This is a genomic window from Modestobacter sp. KNN46-3 (assembly GCF_011039295.1).
Map to the genome: position 1 here is coordinate 1 of NZ_JAAKGN010000125.1, position 15,102 is coordinate 15,102.

Below are 15,102 nucleotides of genomic sequence, written 5' to 3' on the forward strand. Positions count from 1 at the left end.
CCGAGCTGCAGTCCCGGATGGACGACGGCGACCTGACCGCCGTCCAGCTCACCACGGCCTACCTGGCGCGGATCGCCGCCGTCAACGACGACCTCGGCGCGGTGCTCAGCATCAACCCCGACGCCCTGCGCGACGCGGCCGCCAGCGACCGCACGCGGCAGCGGGACCAGGAGCGCCGGCCGCTCGAGGGCATCCCGGTGCTGCTGAAGGACAACGTGGACACCGAGCAGCTGCCGACCACGGCGGGGTCCCGGGCGATGCTGGACAGCCGCCCGGACGACGCCGTGATCACCCAGCGGCTCCGGGACGCCGGCGCGATCGTGCTGGGCAAGGCGAACCTCTCCGAGTGGGCGAACCTCCGCGGCAGCGCCTCCACCAGCGGCTGGAGCGGCGTCGGCGGCCAGACCGCCAACCCCTACGTGCTCGACCGCAACCCGTGCGGCTCCTCCTCCGGCTCCGCGGTGGGCGTCGCCGCCTCGCTGGCCCAGGTGGCGATCGGCACCGAGACCGACGGCTCGATCGTCTGCCCGGCCGGGGCCAACGGCGTGGTCGGCGTCAAGCCGACGCTCGGCCTGGTCAGCCGCACCGGCATCGTGCCGATCTCCGCCGAGCAGGACACCGCCGGCCCGATGGCCCGGCACGCCGTCGACGCGGCGCTCGTGCTCGAGGTGCTCGCCGGGCAGGACGCCGACGACGCCGCCACCGCGGAGATCCCCGCCGACCTGGGCACCGACTTCGCCGACCTGGACCTCGACGCGCTGGAGGGTGCCCGGATCGGGGTCTGGACGCTCACCCCCGAACAGTCCGCAGCCGTCGACGACCGGACCGAGGAGGTGTTCGCGGCGGCGGTGAAGCAGATCGAGGCCGCCGGCGCCACCGCCGTGCCGGTGCAGCTGGCCTACCAGGAGGAGATCGGCACCGGTGAGCTCCCGGCGTTGCTGGCCGAGTTCAAGCGCGACCTGAACGCCTACCTGGCGGCCACGCCCGGGGACCACCCGGCCGACCTCGCCGGCATCATCGAGTTCAACGAGCAGGACCCGGTGGAGCTGGCGTACTTCGGTCAGGAGCTCCTGGAGCAGGCCCAGGCAGCGACCGTGCCCGCCGACGACCCGGCGATCCGGGAGACCCGCGACCGGATCCGGGAGCTGGCCCGCGCCTCGATCGACGAGGCCCTCGCCCAGGGGGCCGGCCCGGAGGACGACCTGGCCGCGATCGTCGGGCTGACCAACACCCCCGCCTGGCAGACCCGCTACGAGTACCTGGACGGTCAGGCCGACGCGTTCGTCTACAGCACCTCCGGCCCGGCTGCGGTGGCCGGCTACCCGAACGTCACCGTCCCGGCCGGGTTCGCCGGTCCCCGGGACTCGCTGCCGGTCGGTGTCTCGTTCTTCGGGACCCGCTGGGACGACGCCCGGGTGCTGGACATCGTCGCGGACTTCGAGGACCAGGCCGCGGCCCGCGAGGCACCGGGCTACCTGCCCACGGTGGGCGCGGACCCGCAGCCGGACAACCCCGAGCCCGCCACCTGAGCAGCCCCGCCACCTGGAGAAGGACCCCCTCCTCCCCACCACTCGCAAGCTCGCGGCGGGTCTTCGGCCCCCTCTCAGGGGCCCGCGCCGAGCTTGCGAGGCGTCGGGGGAGAGGGGGTCCTTCGTCAGCCGAGCAGGGCGGCGCGCAGCTCCTCGGCGTCGGTACGGACCTGCGCGAGCACCGGGGCGACGTCCCGCTCCCGCAGCTGACCGCAGCTGACCCGCTCGATCGGGGTCTCCTCGTGGTCGCCGTCGGTGAGCCGCCCGGTGACCTCGAAGGCGGACCGGAGCAGGGCGCCGGAGAAGGAGGCGTCGTCGTCCACCTGCTTGAGCGGCACGAGCATGCCCGCCGGGAAGCCCCACTGCTCCAGCGCCACGGAGGTCAGCCGCAGCGCCGAGATGCCGTACCGGTGCACCTCCGCCGTGCGGCGGGCGACCGCGGACCGGTGGGTGCTCCACAGCTCGGCGTAGCCGTCGGGGTCGTTGTGGTGCAGCAGCGCCACGCCCATCTGCGCCAGCAGACCGAGGCAGAGCGCGTCCTGCGGGCGTTCGGCGAACCGGGGTGCCAGCGTCGAGGCGGCCAGCGCCAGGGTGGTGCTGACCTCCCAGAAGTCCTCGGGGAGGAGCGACTCGTCGTCCAGGTCGGTCAGGGCGACCGTGGCCATCGTGCGGACCGTGCCGAAGCCGACGACGGTGACCGCGAACTGCAGGGAGGTCACCCGCCCGCGCATCCCGTAGAACGCCGAGTTGGCCAGCTTCATCACCCGGCCGGCCAGCGCGACGTCCGCGCCGAGCAGGCGGGACAGCTCCTTGGCGCTCGCCCGGTCGGAGTTCGTCTCGGCGACGACCTGAGCGGCGACCGGCCGCTGGGCGGCCATGCGGTCGATGCTGCCGAGCACCCGCTCCAGGTCGAAGACCGGGGCGACGGTCAGGGACGGTGCGGCGGAGGGGGTCACGTCAGCTCCAGGTCGGGGTGCCGGACTGCTCCGGGGGTGGCGGTCGCCGTGTCGGCGAACCAGACCGCGGCGTCCTCGCCGGACAGCGGCGCGGCCAGGCTGAAGCCCTGCAGGTAGGTGGCGCCCAGCCGGGCGAGCTCGTCGGCCTGCTCCCGGGTCTCCACGCCCTCGGCCACCGTGTCCAGCCCCAGGCTGCGAGCCAGGGCGATGACCGCGGTGGTGATCTCGGGGTGCCCATCGGCCAGCTCGGCGACGAAGGACCGGTCGACCTTCAGGCAGTCGACCGGCAGGTGCCGCAGGTAGGCCAGCGAGGAGTAGCCGGTGCCGAAGTCGTCGATGGAGACCTGCACGCCCAGCTCGCGCAGCTGCAGCAGGACGGCGCGGGCCGAGGCGGGGTCCTTCATCAGGGCCGACTCGGTGATCTCGACGGAGAGCCGGCTGGCCGGCAGGCCATGGCGCTGCAGGGCCGCCTGCACGTGGCCGTGCAGGTTGACGTCCAGCTGGAGGGCCGAGACGTTGACGTTGGCCCGCTGCGGGGCACGGCTGCCCAGCCGGCGGTCCCACTCGGTCAGCTGCCGGCAGGTCTCGTCCAGCACCAGGGACCCCAGCGCCGACACCAGGCCGCTCTCCTCGGCCAGCGGGACGAACGTGCTCGGCGGGATCGCCCCGCGCTCGGGGTGCTGCCAGCGGGCCAGCGACTCCACGGTCACCGCGCTGCCGTCGGCGGTGCTGAAGATCGGCTGGTACATCAGGGTCAGCTCCCGGCGGCCGATCGCCTCACGCAGGTCGGCCACCAGCCGCAGCTTGTCCCGGGCCTGCGCCCGGGCCTCGGAGTCCAGCACGGTGATCCGGCCCTTGCCGGCGGCCTTGGCCTGGTACATCGCGATGTCGCAGTCGCGGATCAGCTCCTCGGCGGCGGCGTGCTCGGCGGTCTGCACGGTGACACCGACGCTGGCCCGGGGGTGCAGCTCGACCCCGGAGAGGGTGAGCGGCCGGTGCAGCGCCTCCCCGATCCGCTCGGCGAGTGCCACGGCGCCGTCCTCGGACACCTGCTGGCAGACGACGACGAACTCGTCACCCCCGAAGCGGGCGACCAGGTCGCCCGGCCGCACCGTCGACCGCAGGCGCTGGGCCACCTCGACCAGCAGCGCGTCGCCCACCGTGTGCCCGAGCGAGTCGTTGACCACCTTGAAGTTGTCCAGGTCCAGGAAGATGCACGCCAGGCCGCCGGCGCCGGGTCGGAAGCGCTCGGCCACGTGCTCGGCCAGCAGCGTGCGGTTGGGCAGCCCGGTCAGCGGGTCGTGGTTGGCCTGGTGGGCCAGCCGGGCCTCGAAGGCCAGCCGGTCGGTGATGTCCTCGATGGTGCCGATGAAGCCGGCGCCCGCTCCGGGGGTGAACACGTGCGCGAAGCGGATGACCGTGCTGCGCTCGGTGCCGTCCTGCCGGACCAGCCGCGCCTGCGCCTCGCGGTCGCCGCCCTCGAGCACCGCGATGGCCTGTTCGACCACCGTCTCGAGGTCGTCGGGGTGCACGGCGTCGAGCCAGCCGGTGCCGAGCAGCTGTTCGGCCTGCGTGCCCACCAGGGCGCAGAACGCGTCGTTGACGTGCGCCAGCCGCATGCCCTGCTCGGACAGCAGGGTGGGCACCGGTGAGCGCTCGGTGAGGGTGGCGAAGCGCCGCTCGGAGGCGTCGGCGGTCGCCCGCAGCGCCCGCTCGGTCTCGTTGGCCGTGGAGGCCACCCGGAGGGTCCAGCGCCGTCCAGCCGGTGGCGGGACCGGCACCGCGGAGACGACGCAGTCGAGCAGGGCGCCGCTGGCGCACCGGACCGGCAGGGTCATGTGCACGGTCCGCTCCCGGCGGAGGAGCAGTTTGAGCTCCCCGCCGCCGAGCGAGGGCAGCAGCTGCTCGACGGCCACCGCGTGCAGGTCCGCCGAGCCGTAGCCGAGCAGGGTCGCGACCCGCTCGTTGCTCCAGCCGACCCGGAACACGCCGCCCACCTGCTCGATCACGAGCACCGCGACGGCGTCGCTGACGCTCACGCCGTGGAAGACGGCGGCCACGATCTCGGGGGACGCCTGGGGCTCGCCGACCGCCCGTGTCCGTGCTGACATGCCGTGCCTCCCCCCGCCGTCCACCCGGCGCACCGGTGCGCCCTGCCCACAGCGTCGTCCCGCCGGAGACGGCACTCCAGCCGATCGGGCGGACTTCCCTCCTTCGGGGCGGGGCAGGGCGACCGCGACCACAGCGGGTGACCCCGGGCGTCGGACCGACCCCCGGTTACTGCCCGGTAGCGGATGTGGGATCTTCGACACCCCACGTCGAGACGGCAGGGCTGCCGTCAGGAATGAGGACCCATGCGCTTGCACCTGTCGCCGGAGGACCGGGCCTTCCGGGACGAGATGCGCACCTTCTTCACCACCTCGGTGCCGCAGTCGATCCGGGACGCGGTCGCTGCCCACCGGGAGCTGACCAAGGAGCAGTTCATCGAGGCCCAGCGCGCGCTCAACGCCGCCGGTCTCGCCGTGCCGCACTGGCCGGTGGAGTGGGGCGGCCGGGACTGGACCCCGCTGCAGCGCCACATTTGGCGCGAGGAGATGCAGCTGGCCGGCGTCCCGGAGCCGCTGGCCTTCAACACCAGCATGATCGGCCCGGTCATCGCGACCTTCGGCTCGCAGGAGCAGAAGGAGCGTTTCCTCCCCGCCACCGCCAACCTCGACATCTGGTGGTGCCAGGGCTTCTCCGAGCCCGACGCCGGCTCGGACCTGGCGTCGCTGCGCACCACCGCGGTGCGCGACGGCGACGACTGGGTGGTCAACGGCCAGAAGACCTGGACGACGCTGGGTCAGCACGCCGACTGGATCTTCTGCCTGGTCCGCACCGACCCCACCGCCGAGAAGCGGCAGCGGGGCATCTCGCTGCTGCTGTTCCCGATGGACACCCCCGGGGTGACGCTGCGGCCGATCGAGCTGCTCGACGGCGGCTTCGAGGTCAACGAGGTCTTCTTCGAAGACGTCCGGGTCCCGGCGGAGAACCTGGTGGGCGAGGAGAACCACGGCTGGGACTACGCCAAGTTCCTGCTCGGGAACGAGCGGGTCGGCATCGCCCGCATCGGGTCGACCAAGCGGATGCTGATCGAGGCCAAGGAGCACGCCCGCGGCATCACGGTCAACGGGGCCCCGCTGTCGGAGGACCCGTACATGACCGCCCGGATCGCCGAGCTGGAGAACGAGCTGCTCGCGCTGGAGCTCACCGCCCTGCGGGTGGTGGCCAACTCCGCCGGCGGCCGCCCGCACCCGGCGTCCTCGGTGCTGAAGCTGCGCGGCTCGGAGCTGCAGCAGGCCGCCACCGAGCTGCTGGTGGACATCGCCGGTCCGCTGTCGGTGGCGTCCTTCGCCGACGAGGAGTCGGACGTGCCGGAGTGGGCGCAGGTGGCGACGCCGTCGTACCTGAACTACCGCAAGGTCTCCATCTACGGGGGCTCGAACGAAGTGCAGCGCACCATCATCGCCGGCTCGATCCTGGGGTTGTGAGGTCACCGTGGAGTTCAGCTACGACGACGAGCAGAACGGTCTCCGGGAGGCAGTGAGCGCACTGCTGTCCCGGGCGTACGGGGACAGCGAGCAGCGCCGACGGGTGGTCGGCACCGACCCGGGCTTCGACGAGAAGACCTGGGGCCAGCTGGCCGAGATGGGCCTGCTGGGGCTGCCGTTCGCGGAGGCCGACGGCGGCATGGGCGCAGGTCCGGTGGAGGTGTCCATCGTGGCCGAGGAGATCGGCCGGGTGCTGGCACCCGAGCCGTTCGTGGAGGCCGTCGTCCTCGCCGGTGGGCTGGTGGCCGACCTGGGCACCGACGCCCAGCGCGCCGAGGTGCTCGGGGCGCTGGCCGAGGGCACCTTGCTCCCGGCCTTCGCGCACACCGAGATCGGCTCCCGTTGGCAGGCCTCGGCCCAGTCGGTCACCGCGACCGAGGACGGCGGCGCGTGGCGGCTGACCGGGGTCAAGGAGCCGGTGCCGCACGGTGCCCGCGCCGACCTGCTGGTGGTCAGCGCACTCGTGGACGGCGCGACCCGACTGTTCCTGGTGCCGGGCGACGCCGAGGGGCTCACCCGCACCGGGTACCGCAACCACGACGGCACCCGCTCGGCGAAGGTCGCGTTCGCCGGCACCCCGGCCCAGCCCCTGGGTACGGGCACCGCCGACCAGACCGCTGCCATCGAGAAGGCACAGGCCCGCGCGCGGGTCGCCTACGGGCACGAGGCGCTGGGGGCGATGGAGACGGCGCTGACCACGACGGCGGAGTACCTCAAGGCCCGCAAGCAGTTCGGCGTGCCGCTGAACAAGTTCCAGTCGCTGACCTTCCGGGCGGCGGACATGTACGTCTCCCTGGAGCTGGCCCGCAGCACCGTCATGTGGGCGACCCTGGTCGTCGACGCCGACGGTGACGTGGTCGCCGCGGCCGACCGGGCCCGGCTGCAGGCCAGCCGGGCGTCGCGGCACATCGGCAAGGAGGCGATCCAGCTGCACGGCGGGATCGGCGTCACCGCCGAGTACAAGGTGGGCCACTACACCAGCCGGCTCACCGCGATCGACCACCTCCTCGGCGACGGCGACTGGGCCCTGGCCCGGCTGGCCGGCTCGGTGGGCGAGCACCAGACGGTCGACGCCCTGCAGTAACCAGCACGCGCTCGACAGCGCCCCTCGGCCCACCCGGCCGGGGGGCGCCGTCGCGTCCGGGGCGGGGAATGCACCGGGGTGTCGTACGGTTCTCCGCAGCAGTAGTTGCACTCTCAACCAGTGCGGCTCAGACGAGAGGGAGCACGAGATGCAGTTCGGGATCTTCACCGTCGGCGACGTCACCCCCGACCCGACCACCGGCCGGGCCCCCACCGAGGCCGAGCGGGTCAAGTCGCTGATCGCGATCGCGCTCAAGGCCGAGGAGGTCGGGCTCGACGTCTTCGCCCAGGGCCAGCACCACAACCCGCCGTTCGTGGTCTCCTCCCCCACCACCACGCTGGGCTACATCGCGGCCAAGACCGAGAAGCTGGTCCTGTCGACGTCCACGACGCTGATCACCACCACCGACCCGGTGAAGATCGCCGAGGACTTCGCCACCCTGCAGCACGTCGCCGACGGCCGGGTCGACCTGATGATGGGCCGGGGCAACACCGGCCCGGTCTACCCCTGGTTCGGCAAAGACATCCGGGACGGCATCCCGCTGGCCGTGGAGAACTACCAGCTGCTGCGCCGGCTGTGGCGGGAGGACGTGGTGAACTGGGAGGGTCAGTTCCGCACCCCGCTGCAGGGCTTCACCTCCACGCCGCGCCCGCTGGACGGCGTCCCGCCGTTCGTCTGGCACGGCTCGATCCGCAGCCCGCAGATCGCCGAGCAGGCCGCCTACTACGGCGACGGCTTCTTCCACAACCACATCTTCTGGCCGCCGGAGCACACCGAGCGGATGGTCGAGTTCTACCGTCGCCGGTTCGAGCACTACGGCCACGGCAGCGCCGACCAGGCGATCGTCGGGCTGGGCGGCCAGGTGTTCATGCGGAAGAACAGCCAGGACGCCGTCCGCGAGTTCCGCCCTTACTTCGACAAGGCACCCGTGTACGGCGGCGGCCCGTCGCTGGAGGAGTTCACCTCGCAGACCCCGCTCACCGTCGGCTCCCCGGAGCAGGTGATCGAGCGGACGCTGGGCTTCCGCGACTACGTCGGTGACTACCAGCGGCAGCTTTTCCTCATCGACCACGCCGGGCTGCCGCTGAAGACGGTGCTCGAGCAGCTGGACATCCTGGGCGAGGAGGTCGTGCCGGTGCTCCGCCGCGAGTTCGCCGCGCTCAAGCCGGCGCACGTGCCGGACGCGCCCACCCACGCCAGCCTGGTCGCCGCCGCCGGCGGCGGGCACGACAGCACCGTGCACGCCGCCGACGACGTGACCGGCCGGACCGTGGAGACGGCGGCGCAGGCATGACCACCCGCACCCTCGCCGTCGTCAGCGCCGGGCTGAGCGACCCCAGCTCGACCCGGCTGCTGGCCGACCGGCTCACCGCCGCCACGGTCGAGGCACTGCGCGCCCGCGGGGAGGACGCCACCGTCGAGGTGGTGGAGCTCCGCGGGCACGCCCGCGACCTGGCCGACAACCTGACCAGCGGCTTCGCCAACGGGTCGCTGCAGACGGCGATCGACACGGTCGTCGGCGCCGACGCGCTGATCGCGGTCACCCCGGTGTTCTCCGCCTCCTACAGCGGCCTGTTCAAGACGTTCTTCGACGTCCTGGACAAGGACGCGCTGACCGGCAAGCCCGTGCTGCTCGGCGCCACCGCCGGGACGCCGCGGCACTCGCTGGTCGTCGAGCACGCGATGCGCCCGCTGTTCGCCTACCTGCGGGCGGTCGTCGTCCCCACCGGCGTCTTCGCCGCCGCGGAGGACTGGGCCGGCGGCGGCGTCGACCGGTCGCTGGCCGGCCGGGTCGAGCGGGCAGCCGGTGAGCTCGCCGGGCTGGTGAGCGGCCGTCCGGTCGCCACCCGGCCGGCCGACCCGTTCGCCGACCCGACCACCTCGTTCGAGGAGCTGCTGAAGGGCCGCTGACCCCCACCGCAGCTCGACATCGGGCTGGGAGCTGCCTCCGCGTCCCGGAGGGAGCTCCCAGCCCGTTCTCGTCGAGCTGCCGCCGTCGGGCAGGATCCGGGGATGACCCCGCCGACGTGGTTCACCCAGGCCCTCGCCCAGCAGCCGGAGCACCGGGACGTCGTCGTCTCGGGCGCGCGGGTGCACTACCGGGCCTGGGGGCCGGCCGGGGCGCCGGGCGTGGTGCTGGTGCACGGCGGTGCGGCCCACTCCGGCTGGTGGGACCACGTCGCTCCGCTGCTCACCGGCCGCCGGGTGGTCGCCCTCGACCTGACCGGCCACGGCGACAGCGACCGGCGCGAGGACTACGACCCGCTGCTGTGGGCGCGGGAGGTGGTGGCCGTCGCCGCCGACGAGGGCCTCGACCGGCCGACCGTCGTGGGCCACAGCATGGGCGGCTGGGTGGCGGTGACCGTGGGCGTCGAGCATCCGGGCGACATCGGCTCGGTCGTCGTCGTGGACTCCCCGCTCAACGACCGGCCGCCGGACGAGCGTCGGCTGCGGGAGCGCCGCCGGCCGCACCGGGTGTACCCCGACCCGGACGAGGCCCGGGCCCGCTTCCGGACCCTGCCGCCGCAGGACGTCCTGCTCCCCTTCGTCCGCGAGCACGTGGCCGCCGGCTCGCTGCAGGCCGTCGAGGGCGGCTGGACGTGGAAGTTCGACCCGGACTTCTTCGGCACCCGGCTGCGGCTGCGCGACCTGCTGCCCGGCGTCGCCGTCCCGCTGACGTTCCTGCGCTGCGAGCACGGGCTGGTGAGCCCGGAGATGGCCACCGAGATGGTCGGGCTCACCCGGGCCGGGATGCCCGTGGTCGACCTGCCCGACAGCGGCCACCACCCGATGCTGGACCAGCCGCTGGCGTTGGTCACCGCGCTGCGCACGGTGCTCGCGCTGGGCGGTGACCGACCCCGCTGAGCCACCGGGCGAGCTGCCGCAGGGGTGGGTCAGAGGCAGCGGTACAGCGCCCGCCAGAACAGGTCCAGGCCGTCGCCCGGCCCGGCCATGCCGCGCGCGGTGAGCAGCACCGCGACGAGGTCCCGGTCCGGATCGGCGTAGGCGGTCGTACCCGTCCCGCCGTCCCAGCCGAACCGGCCCGGCTGCGTCCATGGCTCTCCCGGCTCGACCTGCACGCCGACCTGCAGGCCCCAGGAGCGGCCGGCGCCGAGGAAGTCAACGGCCTCCACCCGCTGCGCCGTGGTCAGCGCTCCGGTGGTCATGGCGGCCACCGATCCCGGGCTCAGCAGCGACCCGCCCCCGTCGGCGAGCGCGCCGAAGAAGGCGAGCACGTCGGGTGCGCTGGAGACCAGCCCGGCCGCCAGCCCCTCGAAGGCCGGTGGCACGGACGACCGCCCGTCGGCGGGGTCGAGGAGCTCGAACCCGTCACCGGCCGGCAGGTACGCCGGGCCGAGCCGCGCGGGGTCGGTCGCCCAGAAGCCGGTGTCGGCCAGGCCCAGCGGACCGGTGACCCGGGTGCGCAGCAGGTCGTGCACCGGGCAGCCGGCGACCCGGCTCAGCAGCACCGAGAGCACCTCGGTGCTGAGGTGGTACAGCCAGCTGGCCCCCGGCTGCGCGGCCAGCGGCAGCTCGCCCAGCCGGGCCAGGTACTCCTCCGGCGTCAGCTCCGGCGGCAACGGACCCGGTCCGAGGCCGGCCCGGTACAGGGCCTCGTCCAGCGGCGAGCCGTCCCACAGCCCACCGAAGCCGGGGGTGCTGGTGAGCAGGTGGCGGACGGTGATCGGGCGGTCAGCGGGCACCGTGTCCGTGAGTGCGCCGGCCCGGTCGACCAGCACCCGCGGTTCGGCCAGCTCCGGGATCCACCGCCCGACCGGGTCGTCGAGGTCCAGCAGCCCGTCCTCGACCAGCGACAGCGTCAGCACCCCGGCGAACGGCTTGGACAGCGACGCCAGCCGGAACAGCGAGTCCGGACGCACCCGGGTGACGCCCCCCAGCTCGAGGGAGCCGCCGGTGTGCACCTCGACCTCGCCGCGGTACCGCACGGCGGCGGCGTAGCCGGGCAGCCGGCCGCTCTCCACCTGGGCCTGCAGCGCCGACCACACGGTGACGAACCGGGACAGGTGGGTCATGCCGGCCTCCTGCGTCCGAGGGACGCGCACCCAGCGTCCGAGGGACGGTGCGCTCAGCAGGCAGGACGGCGCCGGCCGGCGGAAGTCATCGCACCGGCCGCCCGGACCGTCAGGCCGTGCGGTCTCAGACGGTGGTGCCCTTGCCCGATGCCCGCTGCGCCTCCGGGGCGTCGGCGCCCTCCTCCCCGAGGTGTCGCTCGAAGTGCGGCGGGACGACGAGGTCGGCCGGGCTGAGCTGGTCGACCGAGCGGTGGCCCAGGCCGACGAGGGCCGAGCCGAGCCCGTCGCGCAGCAGGTCGAGCACGTTGCCCACCCCGGCTTCGCCGTTGGCGGCCAGGCCCCACAGGTAGGCGCGGCCGATCATCACCGCCCGGGCGCCCAGGGCGAGGGCCTTCGCGACGTCGCCGCCACGCCGGATGCCGCCGTCCATCAGCACCTCGACCTGCTCGCCGACCGCCTGCACGACCGCGGGCAGCGCGCGGATCGCCGCCGGGGTGCCGTCGAGGTTGTTGCCACCGTGGTTGGACACCGAGATCGCGGTGACCCCGGAGTCCACGGCCCGCTTCGCGTCGTCCACGCGCATGACGCCCTTGAGCATGAACGGCCCGTCCCACTGCGAACGCAGCCAGGCGACGTCGTCCCAGCTGGGCATCGGGGAGGCGCTCCACTGCCCGTAGGCCCCGAAGAAGGTGGGCGCCGGGTCACCGGGGGCCGCCACCATGTTCGGCACCGTGAGGTCCGGGAGCTTGCGGGTGCGGGCGAAGTCGAGCAGCCACCGCGGCCGGGCCAGCACCTGGGGGGCGTACTTGCGGGCCGCCTCGAAGTCGATCTTCTCCGGGATGAACGGGCTGCCCCAGTCCCGGCCGTAGGCGAACGACCAGTCCAGGGTGGCGATCATGCCGACCGCGCCGGCGTCCCTGGCCCGCTGCATCCGGCCGAGCATCTCCTCACGGGTGCCGACCCAGTACATCTGGAAGAAGGTCTGCGGGTTGGCCGCCACGACCTCCTCGATCGGCTTGCTGGCGAAGGAGGACAACCCCATCGCCACACCCCGGGAAGCGGTGGCGCGGGCCACGGCGACCTCGCCCTCGGGGTCGACCGCCTGCACGCCGGTCGGGCTGATCATGATCGGCATGGACACCGGCTGGCCCATGATCGTGGTGCCCAGCTGCCGCTCGTTGCTCAACCCGGCGGTGTGCGGCGCGAACCCGAGTTCGGCGAAGGCGGCGAGGTTGTCCTCCGCGGTGAGCCCGCGCTCGGAGCCGGCCACCAGCGCCCCGTAGACGCCCTTGGGCAACCGCCGCTTCGCGCGCCGCTGCGCCTCCGCCACCGACTCGAACCACGCGTTCGCCACCTGCGGACCCCCTGCTGCTCGCCTCGTCCCGGGCGACGCCGTCGTCGCCGGGGTTGCCGTCGCGGAGCCGGCCGGTCCACCGGCGCGCCACGTGGCACTGAGTGCCACCCTAGCGGCCGGAGGTGGCCTGGGACACAGCGCGCCGGTCAGGCGTCCTTGATCGCCGAGACGTCGAACTCCACCTGGATCCGGTCGCTGACCAGCACGCCGCCGGTGTTGAGGACCGCGTTCCAGGTCAGGTCCCACTGGCTGCGCTTGATCGCCAGCGCACCCTCGAAGCCCACCCGCATGTTGCCGAACGGGTCCAGCGCCGAGCCGGTGAGCGTGAAGTCGATCGAGACCGGCCGGGTGACCGCCTTGATCGTGAGGTCGCCGGTGACCCGGTAGACCTCCCGGTCGACCTGCTCGACCGACGTGGAGACGAACACCATCTCGGGGTGCTGCTCGACGTCGAGGAAGTCGGCCGAGCGCAGGTGCGCATCCCGGTCCGGGGTGCCCGTGTCGATGCTGGCGGTCGCGATCCGCAACTGGACGCTGCTGGCCGACGGCGTCGCGGTGTCCAGGTGGGCGGTGCCGGAGAAGTCGGTGAAGGCACCCCGCACGGTGGTCACCATGGCGTGCCGGGCCCGGACGCCGATCCGGGTGTGCGTGACGTCGACGGTGTAGTCGCCGGTGACGTCCGCCAGGGCGCTGGTGGCGGCGTCGAAGTCCGTCGCGGCGCCCTCGGGTGCGCGGTGCTTGCCCACGGGTCAGCGCTCCTCGTCTCGGTGGTCGAACCCCTCGATCCTCCCCGATGGTCCCGCGCCGACGCACAGGAGGGCCATCCGTGGGGGCGGCCCGGACGCAGCGAGGCCCGGGTCCAGCCGGACCCGGGCCTCGCTGCGCACCACCGGTGACTCAGTACCAGCCGGTGGCTCAGTACCAGCCGGTGGCCTTGGAGTGCGACCACGCGGCGCACGGCGAGCCGTAGCGGTTGTCGATGTAGATCAGCCCCGCGTCGATCTGCCGGTAGCCGTCGGAGGTCTTGGCGATCCCGGTGCTCTTCCAGGTGGAGTCCAGGAACTGCGGGATTCCGTAGGCGGTGCTGGTCGGGTTCTGGGCGTTCGGGTTCCAGCCGCTCTCCTTGCCCCAGAGGCTCTCCAGACAGGAGAACTCCGCCTGGTCACCGCCGAGCTTGCCCAGGGCGTAGTCCTGGAAGGAGCCCGAGCCGGACGAGGCGGCCGGGGCCGCCGGCGCCCGGGCGGGAGCGGGAGCGGCCGGCGCGGGCGCGCGGGCGGCGGCCCGCTGAGCGGCGGCCGCCTCCTCCGCGGCCTGCGCCTCGGCGGCGGCCTGGGCCTCGGCGGCGATCCGGGCCTCCTCCGCGGCCTGTGCCTCGGCGGCCAGACGCGCGGCCTCGGCGGCCTGGGCGTCCAGCACGGCCTGGTCGGCGGCGGCCTGCGCCTGGGCGGCGGCGACCTGCTCGGCCTCGCGCTGGCTGCGGTTGGCGGCCAACTGGCCGAGCCGGTCGGTCAGCCGCCCGTCGACGAGTGCGGTCGCGGTCTGCTGGGAGCTCAGGTCGAGCTGGGCGGCGACGCCGGCGGGCTCGGCGCTGGCCTCGGCCCGGGCGTCCGGCTCGCCGCCGACGAGCACGTTGACCAGGATCGCGCCGGCGGCGGCGACGCTCAGGTACAGCGTCGGCCGGCGCAGCCCACCCGGGGGCTGGCGACGACGGGTCTGCCGGGCGGTCGGGGCGTCATCGGCACCGGTCGAGAGCAGTGGCAGCACCTCGGTGGTGGGCAGCTGCTCGTCCGACGAGGACGCGGTGGTGCGACGGGACATGAAGAGAGGGGCTCCGTGGGTCTTCCGTGGCCGCCTACCGAGTCAGCTGACGGGTTCGGGCGGGAAGCGGCCCTACCCGGCCGGGCGGCTGCCCGGGCGGGATTCACCCCAGTGGTGCGGTGGGTCCCCGGTTCGCTGCGTGCAGCGACTCGGCGGCATCCGGTGCGGGCTCCCCGGGTGGGGACGAGACGTCCGACCGGACCTGGCCAAGGTAGAGGCCGTGACCCGGCCGCGACAATGCCCGGGGCCGTCTTTCGTCGCCATGTGCCACGACTCGCACTCGGCGATGGGGCGGGCTTGGAGCAGAGTGACGGCTGGGACCGGTGGGACGGCGCAGGTTCAGGGGAGCCGCCACACCGTCGTCCGGCGCACTGCGCCTCCGGCGGCGTCGGGCACGTCGTACTCCGCCTGCGCGAGCAGGCCCTCCTTCGGGACGTACGCGCGCCCGGGGTCGCCCAGCAGCACGGTGGCCCCGCGCAGCCAGGCCGCACCGAGGAAGGGCAGCACCCGGGCGGTCATCTCGCGGTCGTAGCAGACGTCGCCGGCCAGGACGACGTCGATCGCCGGCAGCTCCTCGTCGAGCACGTCGCCGACCACCTCGATCCCGGTGACCCCGTTCACCTCGGCGTTGAGCCCGACCGCCGCGTGCGAGTACGGGTCGACGTCACTGGCCAGCACCCCGCTCGCCCCGGCCAGCACGGCCGCGACGGCGACCAGGCCGCTGCCGGCCCCCAGGT

The 15,102-nt window shown here is 73.9% G+C and carries 13 protein-coding genes and 1 riboswitch; of the genes, 6 read left to right on the plus strand and 7 right to left on the minus strand.

The genetic code is table 11. From position 1 onward, the window contains the following. Window positions 1-1,529 (plus strand): amidase (locus G5C62_RS20265; protein WP_164702425.1); only part of this gene is annotated, 1,529 nt, incomplete at its 5' end. A 125-nt stretch (window positions 1,530-1,654) separates the two neighbouring features. On the opposite strand, the gene G5C62_RS20270 is transcribed toward G5C62_RS20265, so the two are convergent. Together G5C62_RS20270 and G5C62_RS20275 are read right to left on the minus strand one after the other, a co-directional pair. Next, complete coding sequence (locus G5C62_RS20270; protein ID WP_036332325.1) at window positions 1,655-2,485, minus strand: HDOD domain-containing protein; 831 nt, start codon at window positions 2,483-2,485, stop codon at window positions 1,655-1,657. Beyond that, on the minus strand, window positions 2,482-4,596 hold the full coding sequence (locus G5C62_RS20275; RefSeq protein ID WP_164702426.1) for a bifunctional diguanylate cyclase/phosphodiesterase: 2,115 nt from the start codon (window positions 4,594-4,596) through the stop codon (window positions 2,482-2,484). The genes G5C62_RS20270 and G5C62_RS20275 overlap by 4 nt, the downstream gene beginning before the upstream one ends. Before the next feature lie 243 nt (window positions 4,597-4,839). Between G5C62_RS20275 and G5C62_RS20280 the strand changes: the two genes are divergently transcribed. From G5C62_RS20280 to G5C62_RS20300, 5 genes are all read left to right on the plus strand, one after another. Next, a complete protein-coding gene (locus G5C62_RS20280; RefSeq protein WP_164702427.1) occupies window positions 4,840-6,015 on the plus strand; it encodes an acyl-CoA dehydrogenase family protein in 1,176 nt (391 codons plus the stop codon). Between the two features lie 7 nt (window positions 6,016-6,022). After that, window positions 6,023-7,159 carry an acyl-CoA dehydrogenase family protein gene (locus tag G5C62_RS20285; protein WP_164702428.1) on the plus strand — a complete coding sequence of 379 codons (1,137 nt, stop codon included), beginning with the start codon at window positions 6,023-6,025 and terminating at the stop codon, window positions 7,157-7,159. 148 nt (window positions 7,160-7,307) lie between these two features. Beyond that, window positions 7,308-8,453, plus strand: coding sequence for an LLM class flavin-dependent oxidoreductase (locus tag G5C62_RS20290; RefSeq protein WP_036332319.1), 1,146 nt, complete (start codon window positions 7,308-7,310; stop codon window positions 8,451-8,453). Beyond that, a complete protein-coding gene (locus G5C62_RS20295) occupies window positions 8,450-9,070 on the plus strand; it encodes an FMN reductase (RefSeq protein WP_036332316.1) in 621 nt (206 codons plus the stop codon). Before G5C62_RS20290 ends, G5C62_RS20295 begins: the two co-directional genes overlap by 4 nt. 102 nt (window positions 9,071-9,172) lie before the next feature. Further along, window positions 9,173-10,024, plus strand: a complete 852-nt coding sequence (locus G5C62_RS20300; protein WP_206330752.1) for an alpha/beta fold hydrolase — start codon at window positions 9,173-9,175, stop codon at window positions 10,022-10,024. Between the two features lie 29 nt (window positions 10,025-10,053). Here G5C62_RS20300 and G5C62_RS20305 read toward each other — a convergent pair whose 3' ends face one another. From G5C62_RS20305 to G5C62_RS20325, 5 genes are all read right to left on the minus strand, one after another. Continuing rightward, window positions 10,054-11,193: a serine hydrolase gene (locus G5C62_RS20305; protein WP_164702429.1), complete on the minus strand. Its 1,140-nt coding sequence runs from the start codon at window positions 11,191-11,193 to the stop codon at window positions 10,054-10,056. Window positions 11,194-11,317: 124 nt separating this feature from the next. Further along, window positions 11,318-12,547, minus strand: a complete 1,230-nt coding sequence (gene mftD / locus G5C62_RS20310; protein WP_164702430.1) for a pre-mycofactocin synthase MftD — start codon at window positions 12,545-12,547, stop codon at window positions 11,318-11,320. A 146-nt stretch (window positions 12,548-12,693) separates the two neighbouring features. Beyond that, on the minus strand, window positions 12,694-13,293 hold the full coding sequence (locus G5C62_RS20315; RefSeq protein WP_164702431.1) for a YceI family protein: 600 nt from the start codon (window positions 13,291-13,293) through the stop codon (window positions 12,694-12,696). A gap of 169 nt (window positions 13,294-13,462) precedes the next feature. After that, window positions 13,463-14,365, minus strand: a complete 903-nt coding sequence (locus tag G5C62_RS20320; RefSeq protein WP_164702432.1) for a transglycosylase SLT domain-containing protein — start codon at window positions 14,363-14,365, stop codon at window positions 13,463-13,465. A 16-nt stretch (window positions 14,366-14,381) separates the two neighbouring features. Next, window positions 14,382-14,530: riboswitch (cyclic di-AMP (ydaO/yuaA leader) on the minus strand. 174 nt (window positions 14,531-14,704) lie between these two features. Then, on the minus strand, window positions 14,705-15,102 hold a 398-nt coding region (locus G5C62_RS20325; RefSeq protein WP_164702433.1), incomplete at its 5' end, for a methyltransferase.

Bases quoted from the DNA above. Each gene is read 5' to 3' on its own strand.
- G5C62_RS20275 (WP_164702426.1), bottom strand. From the start codon at position 4,596: ATGTCAGCACGGACACGGGCGGTCGGCGAGCCCCAGGCGTCCCCCGAG.
- G5C62_RS20280 (WP_164702427.1), top strand. From the start codon at position 4,840: ATGCGCTTGCACCTGTCGCCGGAGGACCGGGCCTTCCGGGACGAGATG.
- G5C62_RS20290 (WP_036332319.1), top strand. From the start codon at position 7,308: ATGCAGTTCGGGATCTTCACCGTCGGCGACGTCACCCCCGACCCGACC.
- G5C62_RS20295 (WP_036332316.1), top strand. From the start codon at position 8,450: ATGACCACCCGCACCCTCGCCGTCGTCAGCGCCGGGCTGAGCGACCCC.
- G5C62_RS20300 (WP_206330752.1), top strand. From the start codon at position 9,173: ATGACCCCGCCGACGTGGTTCACCCAGGCCCTCGCCCAGCAGCCGGAG.
- G5C62_RS20305 (WP_164702429.1), bottom strand. From the start codon at position 11,193: ATGACCCACCTGTCCCGGTTCGTCACCGTGTGGTCGGCGCTGCAGGCC.
- G5C62_RS20320 (WP_164702432.1), bottom strand. From the start codon at position 14,365: ATGTCCCGTCGCACCACCGCGTCCTCGTCGGACGAGCAGCTGCCCACC.